The 11,609-nt window shown below is 53.9% G+C and carries 11 protein-coding genes and 1 other RNA gene; 9 read left to right on the forward strand and 3 right to left on the reverse strand.

Annotated elements, in window-relative coordinates; genetic code table 11:
- The 8 genes from ihfA (at position 1) to DEU53_RS03365 (ending at position 6,387) form a co-directional block, all read left to right on the forward strand.
- Complete coding sequence (gene ihfA / locus DEU53_RS03330) at positions 1-303, forward strand: integration host factor subunit alpha (protein ID WP_007892687.1); 303 nt, start codon at positions 1-3, stop codon at positions 301-303.
- Between the two features lie 191 nt (positions 304-494).
- Positions 495-857, forward strand: a complete 363-nt coding sequence (locus DEU53_RS03335) for a DUF2502 domain-containing protein (protein WP_110866016.1) — start codon at positions 495-497, stop codon at positions 855-857.
- Between the two features lie 90 nt (positions 858-947).
- Entirely contained in the window at positions 948-1,931 is a 984-nt protein-coding gene (btuC, locus tag DEU53_RS03340; protein ID WP_101764571.1) for a vitamin B12 ABC transporter permease BtuC, read from the forward strand.
- 39 nt (positions 1,932-1,970) lie between these two features.
- On the forward strand, positions 1,971-2,516 hold the full coding sequence (locus DEU53_RS03345) for a glutathione peroxidase (protein WP_110866017.1): 546 nt from the start codon (positions 1,971-1,973) through the stop codon (positions 2,514-2,516).
- Entirely contained in the window at positions 2,517-3,263 is a 747-nt protein-coding gene (btuD, locus tag DEU53_RS03350) for a vitamin B12 ABC transporter ATP-binding protein BtuD (protein WP_110866018.1), read from the forward strand.
- 69 nt (positions 3,264-3,332) lie between these two features.
- On the forward strand, positions 3,333-3,791 hold the full coding sequence (locus DEU53_RS03355) for an NlpC/P60 family protein (RefSeq protein ID WP_110866019.1): 459 nt from the start codon (positions 3,333-3,335) through the stop codon (positions 3,789-3,791).
- Positions 3,792-4,105: 314 nt separating this feature from the next.
- Positions 4,106-4,849, forward strand: coding sequence for an EAL domain-containing protein (locus tag DEU53_RS03360; protein ID WP_101764567.1), 744 nt, complete (start codon positions 4,106-4,108; stop codon positions 4,847-4,849).
- A gap of 98 nt (positions 4,850-4,947) precedes the next feature.
- The gene (locus DEU53_RS03365; RefSeq protein WP_110866020.1) at positions 4,948-6,387 is read left to right on the forward strand and encodes a YdiU family protein; all 1,440 of its coding nucleotides are present in this window, start codon (positions 4,948-4,950) and stop codon (positions 6,385-6,387) included.
- A 7-nt stretch (positions 6,388-6,394) separates the two neighbouring features.
- On the opposite strand, the gene DEU53_RS03370 is transcribed toward DEU53_RS03365, so the two are convergent.
- A complete protein-coding gene (locus DEU53_RS03370; RefSeq protein ID WP_110866021.1) occupies positions 6,395-7,441 on the reverse strand; it encodes a 3-deoxy-7-phosphoheptulonate synthase in 1,047 nt (348 codons plus the stop codon).
- A 195-nt stretch (positions 7,442-7,636) separates the two neighbouring features.
- Positions 7,637-8,464: a pyruvate, water dikinase regulatory protein gene (locus tag DEU53_RS03375; RefSeq protein WP_110866022.1), complete on the reverse strand. Its 828-nt coding sequence runs from the start codon at positions 8,462-8,464 to the stop codon at positions 7,637-7,639.
- Between the two features lie 449 nt (positions 8,465-8,913).
- On the opposite strand from DEU53_RS03375, the gene ppsA reads away from it, so the two are divergent.
- Positions 8,914-11,301, forward strand: coding sequence for a phosphoenolpyruvate synthase (gene ppsA / locus DEU53_RS03380; RefSeq protein WP_110866023.1), 2,388 nt, complete (start codon positions 8,914-8,916; stop codon positions 11,299-11,301).
- Positions 11,302-11,400: 99 nt separating this feature from the next.
- Here ppsA and rprA read toward each other — a convergent pair.
- Positions 11,401-11,508: antisense sRNA RprA (gene rprA / locus DEU53_RS03385), an RNA gene on the reverse strand.
- Between the last annotated feature and the right edge of the window lie 101 nt (positions 11,509-11,609).

Genomic DNA, 11,609 nt, shown 5'->3' on the forward strand with positions numbered 1-11,609 from the left:
ATGGCGCTTACAAAAGCTGAAATGTCAGAGTACCTGTTTGAAAAACTCGGGTTGAGCAAACGCGATGCCAAAGAGTTGGTAGAACTTTTTTTTGAAGAGGTTCGCCGCGCGTTGGAAAACGGAGAACAGGTAAAACTGTCCGGATTTGGTAATTTTGATCTGCGTGACAAAAACCAGCGTCCGGGCCGTAACCCGAAGACGGGGGAAGATATTCCTATCACCGCGCGCCGAGTGGTGACATTCCGTCCGGGACAGAAGTTGAAAAGTCGCGTCGAGAACGCGACACCCAAGGATGCTGACTAATTTCAGTACGACAAAAAGGCCGCTTAGCGGCCTTTTTTTTTGCCTTAAATCTGGCCGCTCCTCACGATTTATTCATGATGTAAGGATTTAGTAAGTATCCGGAAAATAGGGCGAAAATCGGTCCTAACCGATAGTGACGACATCAACACTTTTGTTATAACAGCGCCATCACAGAGCAAAGGGTTTGAATAATGAAAAAGACAGCAATTTTATTAAGTGTCTTGTTAGGCATGCCGCTGCTGGCTAGCGCCAATGTTTCCGTCAACATCAATACACCGGGCGTTTCGATTCATATCGGCGATCAGGATAAACGTGGCTACTATTGGGATGGCTACGACTGGCGCGCGCCAACGTGGTGGAAACAGCACCACAACCAGCGCATTGGCACCAAAGGTCCGCACGGTTACTGGAACGGTAACGGTTGGCAGGCGCAGCATCCGGGCAATGGACCGCACCGGGACGACAAACGTCAGCCGCAACCGCAGCATCACGACCAGCATGATAATCAGCAGAAGCGTGATAATCACGGTCAGCCGCTTCCTCCGCATCAGTAAGGCTTCTCCAGCGGCGCCTCCACAGCGCCGCTTTCTTTTTGCTGTAATCCCACTACAATCAAATCTCTGTTTTCTCAGCCAATCTTATCTATGACTCTGCTGGATCAGCTTGCTTCCCAGGCAAATCGCCGCAGCCAGCGCTGGCTCATCGCACTCATTGCGCTGCTATTGCTGCTCATCGGGCTTAGCCTGTGCGCCGGCGACAGCTGGATCTCCCCCACACAATGGTTTTCGGCGGAAGGCGATCTATTCGTCTGGCAGCTGCGCATGCCGCGCACGCTGGCGGTGCTGCTGGTGGGTGCAGCGCTGGCGGTGTGCGGCGTAGTGATGCAGGCGCTGTTCAACAATCCGCTGGCGGAACCCGGCTTACTTGGCGTGTCTAACGGGGCGGGGATTGGTCTGGTATTAGGCGTGATGCTCGGTAACGGCTCGCTATGGAGCTTAGCGCTGGCGGCCATGGCCGGTGCGCTGCTGATCACGCTGATGCTGCTGCACTTCGCTCACAAACAACTCTCAGTGAGCCGCTTACTGCTGACCGGCGTGGCGCTCGGCATTATCTGTAGCGCCATCATGACGTGGGCAGTGTACTTTAGCACCAGCCTTGACCTGCGCCAGTTGATGTACTGGATGATGGGCGGCTTTAGCGGCATCGACTGGCGCTATGGCTGGATGATGTTGGCGCTGCTGCCGGTAACGCTGCTGCTGATCGCCACCGCACGCACGTTGAATTTGCTGGCGCTGGGCGAAACCTCGGCACGTCAGCTCGGATTACCGCTGCTGCTGTGGCGCAACCTGCTGGTGCTGGCGATGGGCTGGCTGGTGGGCGTGAGCGTAGCGATGGCGGGTGCGATCGGTTTTATTGGTCTGGTTATCCCGCATCTATTGCGTCTCAGCGGTTTTAGCGATCATCGTTATTTGTTGCCTGCGGCGGCGTTAGCCGGTGCCGCAGTGCTGCTTGGCGCGGATATTATTGCGCGGCTGGTGTTAACCTCTGCCGAACTGCCGATTGGCGTGGTAACGGCCACGCTCGGCGCGCCGCTGTTTATCATGTTATTAGTGAAGTCTTCGCGCTAGCTTTGGCTGGCAACGTGTTATCAACAACAGGAATCGACTATGAGCATTTATCAGACAGAACTGGTTACGCTGGACGGTGAAAAAACCACGCTGGCGGCCTATGAGGGCAAGGTGCTACTGGTAGTTAATGTGGCATCTAAATGTGGCCTGACGGCGCAGTATGAGCAGTTAGAATCGCTGCAGAAAGCCTGGCAGGATAAGCCGTTCAGCGTGCTTGGCTTCCCATGCAATCAGTTCCTCGAGCAAGAGCCGGGCAGTAACGAAGAGATTAAAACCTTTTGCAGCACCACTTACGGCGTCACTTTCCCGATGTTCGATAAAACCGATGTCAACGGCGAGCATCGTCACCCTCTCTATGCGCAGCTGACGGCGGCGCAGCCGGTGGCGCAACGCCCGGAAGGCAGCGGTTTCCTCGAGCGCATGGAGAGCAAAGGGCGCGCGCCGAAAGCGCCAGGCGATATCCTGTGGAACTTCGAAAAATTCCTTATTAATAAGCAGGGCAAAGTCATTGCGCGCTTCTCACCGGATATGACGCCAGACGATCCCATCATCCTGAAAAGTGTAGAGCAGGCGCTGGCCGAATAAATGCTATTGCAGTGTCAGGGAGTCAGCGTCACAGGGCGGCTGGCTCCCGTTGAACTTAGCGTTAACGCCGGTGAATTAGTGCATCTGGTGGGGCCGAACGGCGCCGGCAAAAGTACCTTGCTCAACGCGCTGTCCGGTTTGTTGCCGAGTCAGGGCAGCATTCTGCTGGATGGCGCGCCGCTGTCCACGTTAAACGGTGCAGCATTGGCCCCGCTGCGCGGCTGGCTGCCGCAACAGCAGATGGCGCCGGGACAAATGCCGGTGTGGCATTACTTACGCATGCATATCACCGCACATACGGCGAAAACAGACTGCGTGTTACAAGAGGTGCTCGCGCAGTTAGCGCTGCAGGACAAACTGACGCGCAGTCTTACGCAGCTTTCTGGTGGCGAATGGCAACGCGTGCGGTTGGCTGCCGTGGTGTTGCAGGTTCATCCGGCGATCAATCCACGCGGCAAACTCCTGCTACTGGATGAGCCGATGAGTGCACTCGACGTGGCGCAGCAACGCGCGGTCGATAAGCTGCTGGCTGAACTGTGTTGCAGCGGCCTGGCGATTGTTGCCAGCGGGCACGACCTCAACCACAGCCTGCGCCATGCCGCTCGCGTGTGGTTAATGCATCAAGGCGCGGTTGTCCGTCAGGGCAGGGCCAGCGAGGTGCTGACCGCTGCGCATTTAGCGCCGCTTTACCAAACCCCGTTTGAACAAATTGATACCGCACAAGGCCCGCTGCTGTTTATTCCCTGACAGAGGATTGCGTGCCGTGGCGCTTTGCCGCTACAGTGTCTGCCGGACAAGGGAGAAAGGGAAAGGCGGATGCGGCTGACAATTTTGATTTTGACACTGTTGCTGGCGGGCTGTAGCCATCATGCACCGCCGCCGAATGGCCGTTTGTCTGACTCTATCACCGTGATTGCCCAACTCAACGATCAGCTGAGCCGCTGGCGGGGAACGCCGTATCGCTATGGCGGATTAAGCCGCGGTGGCGTGGATTGTTCCGGCTTCGTCTATCTCACCTTCCGCGATAAATTCGATATGCAGCTGCCACGCTCGACCATTGATCAAACCGACATTGGTACGCGCATCGACAAAGGCGATCTACTGCCTGGCGATCTGGTGTTCTTCAAAACTGGCAGTGGAGAAAACGGTTTGCACGTCGGTATTTACGATACCGACAACACCTTTATTCACGCCTCGACCAGCCAGGGTGTGATCCGCTCGTCGCTGGATAATGTTTACTGGCGTAAAGTATTTTGGCAGGCGCGTCGCATCTAAATAGCGTTGTTATCGCTTAATAAAGACGCGAAAAAAGAAAGGGTATCTCACCCTGAATTAAATCTGAATTCTGCCGATATTTAACTATCATTTAAAATGGCACTTTACCCGCCATCGATTTAATACTAATAATAAAGCTAAATTTATTTAATTGGTATGGACATTAACCCCGGCTTATTTGGCTTAAGTATTATTTGCGGCTTAAATCAGCGTAATAAGACCTAAAACGGCACCTCTTCAAACGTTTGGTCCTATTGCCTGGTGGAATTCGTTGATATACGATGCGCCAATTGCCATTGCTTCTGGCTTGAAAAATGAAAGTCCATTTGTCTGCCGACTATCAGTCGGAAACCTGGTTTTATCCAGTTTACTCTCTGGCGGGCCAGCTGACTGCGGTCGAGCTGGTGACGCAATTTGTCCACGACAGCGCACCTATTACGCTGCCGCAGGATTTGCTGTTGCCGCAATTGGACGATGCGCAGCAATTACGTTTGCTGCAGAGCCAGCTTTCATTGCTGGAAAAGTACCGCGACTTTTTTGAGATTAATCAAATTACCGCGTTGGTACGTATTGATGATTCTATGGCCAATACACTTTTAGCCAGCGAATTTCTGTTAAGGAAATTCCGACAAATCCCTTTTATTGTTTTAGATATCAGCGAAACGTTTCCGCAATTATCTTTGGGTAAATCCCATCCATTGCTTGCAGCATTACAAAGTGAGTTTCGTTTATCGCTTTCACAATTTGGCGCAGGAAAAGCACCGGCAACCGCGGTGTACGATAATCTGTTTAGCGTGTTAAAACTGGATAAAGCCTTTATTCACAACCTGGCCAAGCGCGCCTCGTTTACGCCTTTTATTCAGACAGTTATCAATAATTTTTCCGATTTTGCGGACCAGATCATTATTTGTGGTATTGACGATAACCACATGATGGAAAAGATGACCACGTTGAGTGGTGCGCAGCTACAGGGCAGCCTGTTCCCGGTGGTGAAAGCTGAACGTCTTGACGATCTCATCTATTCCGACCTGAATTTACACACGCCTTCGCAGCAGTAACCCTTTCGCCTGTCTTCCGCGCCGCGTCGGCGTTACACTCTCTGTTATCTTATAACTTATTGCGGGTGCCTGATTTAAGCGCACCTTCCGGAGTGTCGATGCAATTTACCAATAGCTGGCAGCAAGAATTACCCGGATTCTACACCGCGCTGGACCCAACGCCATTAGCGGGTGGACGGCTGTTTTATCACAATGCGCCGCTGGCACAAGAGATGGGTTTAGATGATGCGCTGTTCGCCGGCAGCGGGCATGGCGTGTGGTCAGGACGCGAAATGCTGCCCGGCATGTCGCCGCTGGCGCAGGTTTATAGTGGCCATCAGTTTGGCGTCTGGGCCGGACAGCTGGGCGATGGGCGCGGCATTCTGTTGGGTGAACAGCAGCTGGCAAACGGTCGTAAGCTCGACTGGCACTTAAAAGGGGCCGGATTAACGCCCTATTCGCGCATGGGTGACGGTCGCGCGGTGATCCGCTCCAGCGTACGCGAATTCCTCGCGTCTGAAGCGCTGCACCATCTGGGCATTCCCACCACGCGCGCGCTGGCGTTAGCCATTGGCGATGAACCGGTGCTACGCGAAACCCAGGAACGCGGTGCGATGCTGATGCGCATTGCCGACAGCCATCTGCGTTTCGGTCATTTTGAGCATTTCTATTACGGCGGTGAACAAGACAAAGTGCGCCAGCTGGCGGATTACGCCATTCGCCATCACTGGCCGCAGCTCAAGGATGAAGCGGATCGTTACCTGCTGTGGTTCACCGATATCGTTAAACGCACCGCCAGCCTGATCGCCCATTGGCAGAGCGTTGGCTTTGCGCACGGCGTGATGAACACCGATAACATGTCGATTCTGGGCTTAACGCTGGATTACGGTCCTTACGGTTTCCTCGACGACTATCAGCCGGATTACATCTGCAATCACAGTGACTATCAGGGCCGCTACGCTTTCGAAAATCAGCCGATGATTGGCTTGTGGAACCTTAATCGCCTGGCGCATGCCTTGTCGGGCTTGATGACCACCGAGCAGCTTAAGCAGGCGCTGAGTCATTATGAAGGTGAGCTGATGCGCGTTTGGGGGGAGAAAATGCGTGCCAAACTCGGCTTGCTGACGGCGGATGCCAATGACAATACGCTTCTGACCGGCTTGCTGTCGATGATGACGGCGGAACACAGTGATTACACGCTGACCTTCCGCATGCTGAGCGACACGCAGCAAGATGAAAGCCGTTCGCCGTTGCGTGATGAGTTTATTGATCGTGAGGCCTTTGATCGCTGGTACAGCGATTATCGCCAGCGTTTGTTACAAGACCACGCCAGCGATGCGCAGCGTCAGGCGGTGATGAAAGCGGCTAATCCGGCGCTGGTGTTACGCAACTATCTGGCACAGCAGGTGATTGAAGAGGTCGAGAACGGCGAGACCACGGCGTTAGCGAAGCTACATGGCGCGTTACAGCAACCGTTTAGCGATGCGGCCGTCAGCGCAGAGTTGCGCCAACGGCCACCAGAGTGGGGCAAAACGCTGGAAGTGAGTTGTTCCAGCTAGATCAGCATTAAAAACGGCTGTCGACCGCGGCAGCCAGTTTTGCCAGCACCTCGGCGCTGTCTTCCCAGCCGAGGCACGGATCGGTGATTGACTGACCATAGGTCAGCGCCGCACCGCTCACCACTTTCTGATTCCCTTCCTGCAGGAAACTCTCGATCATCACGCCCGCAACCGCGCGCGATCCGGCACGGATTTGCGCCGCCACATCATCGGCAACGTCACGCTGACGAACGTGCTGCTTCAGGCAGTTGCCGTGGCTGAAGTCGATCACCAATTGCTCCGGCAGATTGAAGTCGCGCAGATTGGCCGCTGCCGCCGCCACATCTTCGGCGTGATAGTTCGGCTGACGACCGCCGCGCAGGATCACGTGACCATGCGGATTGCCGCTGGTTTGATAGATGGTCATCTGACCGTTTTTATCCGGTGACAGGAACATGTGGCTGGCACGCGCGGCGCGAATCGCATCGACCGCAATTTGCACGTTGCCGTCGGTGCCGTTTTTGAAACCGACCGGACAGGAGAGCGCTGACGCCATTTCACGATGAATCTGGCTTTCGGTGGTACGCGCGCCAATCGCGCCCCAGCTGATTAAGTCGGCAATAAACTGGCCGATCACCATATCGAGGAATTCAGTGGCGGTTGGCATGCCCAGCGCGTTGATATCCAGCAGCAGTTTGCGCGCTATGGCGATGCCGCGGTTTACATCGTAGCTGCCATCCAGATCGGGATCGGAGATCAGGCCTTTCCAGCCAATTACGGTGCGCGGTTTTTCGAAATAGGCACGCATCACGATTTCCAGACGATCTTTATGGCGCTCACGCAACACGTTCAGACGTTCAGCATACTCAATCGCCGCTTTAGGATCGTGCAGCGAGCAAGGGCCAATAATCACCAGCAGACGCGGATCTTCACCGGTCAGAATGCGTGCGATGCGCTGGCGGGAAGCGGTGACGTTGGCGGCAATCTCTGCCGAAATAGGGTGTTCATGCGCGAGCGCAGCCGGAGTCAGCAGGCTACCGATGCGCGCGGTACGCAGTTCATCAGTCTTGTTCATTGAGATTCTCAAAAATTTGTTCTTCGCAGCGGTGAAATACCGGGAAGTGATGGTGATCACAATAAACTAATAGCCTGCGAATTCAACCTGCTAAAAACAAAGGTCTTAAAACCAGACGGAAGCCAGACTTTACGATTGCAATACAGGCCCGGTATGTGGCGGGAGGTCGCCACTTATGGCGACCGGCAGAGAAACCTAATACATGCTGCGGCTCAGACCCATGATATCGAGGATTTTGGTGGCGATCTCTTCCACCGAATAGTTGGTGCTGTTGAGATAACGAATCTGGTTGGTACGGAACAGCGCTTCCACTTCGCCTACTTCGAGACGGCACTGGCGCAACGAAGCGTAGCGGGTATTTTCCGCGCGCTCCTGGCGAATCGCCGCCAGGCGTTCCGGGTCGATGGTTAAACCAAACAACTTATGCTGATGTGCACGCAGCGCCGGCGGCAGTTTCAGGTTATCCATATCATCGGCGATAAACGGATAGTTAGCGGCACGCACGCCAAACTGCATTGCCAGATACAAGCTGGTGGGCGTCTTCCCGCAGCGCGACACGCCGAGCAGAATCACCTGCGCATCTTCGAGGCCGCGCAGGGAAATGCCATCATCATGCGCAAGGGTGTAATCGATGGCGGCGATGCGCGCGTCATATTTGCCGAGGTTGCTGGCGGTCAAACCGTGCGTGCGGTGCGCCACCGGCATTGACGCCACGCCGAGTTCGCTCTGCAACGGCGCGACCAGCGCCTGCACGATGTCCTGACAAAAGCCTTCGCTCTCCAGAATAATTTCGCGGACGTCGGGCGTGACGATGGAGAAGAACACCAGCGGGCGCACGCCGCTCTGCTGGTAGAGCGCGTTGATCTGCGCTTTAACCGCCTGAGCGCGTTGCACATTCTCGACAAATGGCAGCGTCACGCTGTGGGTTATTACCGGGAACTGGGATAACACCGCATGGCCCAGCACTTCGGCGGTAATGGCGGTGCCATCAGAGATGTAGAATACGCTGCGTTCAGTGTTCATAGTGCAAATATCCTCTTGCCTGGCAATGCCCAAGTTGTCGATGACAATATTTCATTTTAAATAATATTAAAATGAAATATCCATATTGTCCGCTATTGCGCTCACAAAGATGAATCAGCGAATAATCAATATTAGATGAAATGCTGTTTTGAAAAGCATTATTTTCGCGCATTTTCCTTTTCGCGCATGAAATAAAGTGTGAAGGCGTTGCGCAACAAAAATCAATCGCTAACCCTCTGAAAAGGGGAAAAATATCGCTACAGCAATCTATTAGCGTGAAATAGGGCGGTTGCGCAACACAATTAATTCTAAGTACTAATCCGATTTTGTCTTTCTTTTCCTGCTTTAACGATTCAACACTTAGTCTTTATTAATCGGTTGTGCCAGGCTGGTTTGGCGAATAGCAAAATGTTCCATGTGTGTTCACATCATTTAAAAGGATAATCTCAATGTCCAATCAAGACCAACAGTCGCTAGTGCTCTGGTACAACCAGCTTGGCATGCATGATGTTGATCGGGTGGGAGGCAAGAATGCTTCCCTTGGAGAAATGATTACGAACTTGTCGTCGCTGGGTGTTTCCGTACCAAACGGTTATGCGACCACATCTTACGCGTTTAATCTGTTCCTCGATCAAAGCGGACTGAACCAGCGGATCTATGATTTGCTGGATAAAACGGATGTTGATGATGTTGCTGAGCTCGCGCAAGCGGGTAAACAGATTCGTCAATGGGTGATCGACACGCCATTCCAGCCTGAACTGGAAGCGGCAATTCGTAGCGCCTACGAACAACTCTCTGCTGATGATGCCGATGCCTCCTTTGCGGTGCGCTCGTCAGCCACCGCCGAGGATATGCCCGACGCCTCGTTTGCCGGTCAGCAGGAGACTTTCCTAAACGTGCAGGGTTATGACGCGGTCATCATCGCGGTGAAGCACGTTTATGCCTCCTTATTTAACGATCGTGCCATCTCCTACCGTGTGCATCAGGGCTACGACCATCGCGGCGTGGCGCTCTCGGCCGGTATTCAGCGCATGGTGCGATCGGACCTCGCCTCGTCGGGCGTGATGTTCACCATTGATACCGAATCGGGCTTTGATCAAGTGGTGTTTATCACCTCCGCCTTTGGTTTGGGCGAAATGGTGGTGCAGGGCGCGGTGAACCCCGACGAGTTCTACGTGCATAAACCCACGCTGGCCGCCAATCGTCCGGCGATTGTGCGCCGCACCATGGGCTCAAAAAAGCTGCGCATGGTGTATGCGGATTCGCAGGAGCATGGCGAGCAGGTGCGCATTGAAGATGTCGAGCAGGAACAGCGCGATCGCTTCAGCTTAACCGATGACGAAGTGCAGGCGCTGGCGCGTCAGGCGGTGCTGATTGAGCAGCACTACAAACGCCCAATGGACATTGAATGGGCGAAAGATGGCCACACCGGCAAACTGTTCATCGTGCAGGCGCGTCCGGAAACGGTGCGCTCCAACGGTCAGGTGATGGAACGTTATACGCTGCAGGGCAAAGGCAACGTGGTGGTCGAAGGCCGCGCCATTGGTCATCGCATCGGCGCCGGTGAAGTCAAAGTCATCCACGACATCAGCGAGATGCATCGCATTGAAAAAGGCGACGTGCTGGTAACCGACATGACCGATCCCGATTGGGAACCGATCATGAAGAAAGCCTCAGCCATCGTCACCAATCGCGGCGGTCGTACTTGCCATGCAGCGATCATCGCGCGTGAGCTGGGCATTCCGGCGGTGGTGGGCTGTGGCGATGCCACCGATCACCTGAAAGATGGCCACAAAGTCACGGTTTCCTGCGCCGAAGGTGATACCGGTTATGTCTATGACGAACTGCTGGACTTCGAAGTGACCAGCTCGCAGGTCGATACCATGCCGGAACTGCCGCTGAAGATCATGATGAACATCGGTAATCCGGATCGTGCTTTCGATTTCGCCTGCTTGCCGAACGAAGGTGTTGGCCTGGCGCGTCTGGAGTTCATTATCAACCGTATGATTGGCGTGCATCCCAAAGCGTTGCTGGAGTTTGATCAGCAAACGCCGGAATTGCAGCAGCAGATTCGTCAAATGATGAAAGGCTTTGATGACCCGATTGAGTTCTACATCGGCCGTCTAACCGAAGGGATTGCGACGCTGGGTGCCGCATTTGCGCCGAAGCGCGTGATTGTTCGTCTTTCCGATTTCAAAACCAACGAATACGCCAACCTGGTGGGTGGCGAGCGTTATGAGCCGGAAGAAGAGAACCCGATGCTCGGTTTCCGTGGCGCCGGTCGCTACGTTGCTGACAACTTCCGCGACTGCTTCAAGCTGGAGTGCGAAGCGGTGAAGCGCGTGCGTAACGAAATGGGGCTGACCAACGTTGAAATCATGATTCCGTTCGTGCGTACCGTCGATCAAGCCGAAGCGGTGGTCGCCGAGCTGGCGAAAAACGGTCTGAAGCGCGGCGAGAATGGCCTGAAAGTGATCATGATGTGTGAGATCCCGTCCAACGCCTTGCTGGCTGAGCAGTTCCTCGAGCACTTCGATGGCTTCTCCATCGGTTCCAACGACATGACGCAGTTGGCGCTGGGCCTCGATCGTGACTCTGGCGTGGTGTCCGCGCTGTTTGATGAACGTAATGATGCCGTGAAAGCGCTGTTATCGATGTCGATCAAAGCGGCAAAAAAACAGGGCAAATACGTCGGTATTTGTGGCCAGGGACCGTCGGATCATCAGGACTTTGCGGCATGGTTAATGGAGCAGGGCATTGATAGCCTGTCGCTTAATCCGGATACCGTGGTTGAAACCTGGTTGAGTTTGGCAGAGCTGAACGCATCCAAACATTAACCAGGCGGTAATTTGATGCATCAGATGAGAATTTGACGTGTCATTAATGTAATTATCAAGGTCAGCGCTGCTGGCCTTATTTTTTTGTCTAAAAAAAAGCCAAAAAAAAGCCCATCACAGGGGATGGGCAAAGACTACACACAGCAATTCTTCACTTTACTCAGGGGAATAAGGTTGTTTAGAAATCAGTAGCTTGATTCAAAACATAGGAAACATGTTATTGATCAGGCTCGCTGGCGTCTTTAAGAATCCTCTTATTAGTTTAAAGCTGATAACCTTTCGTGGCCTTTTTCTTCCCTGCTAAGCGG

This window comes from Pantoea sp. AG1095 (assembly GCF_003208415.1).
Classification (GTDB): Bacteria; Pseudomonadota; Gammaproteobacteria; order Enterobacterales; family Enterobacteriaceae; genus Pantoea; species Pantoea leporis.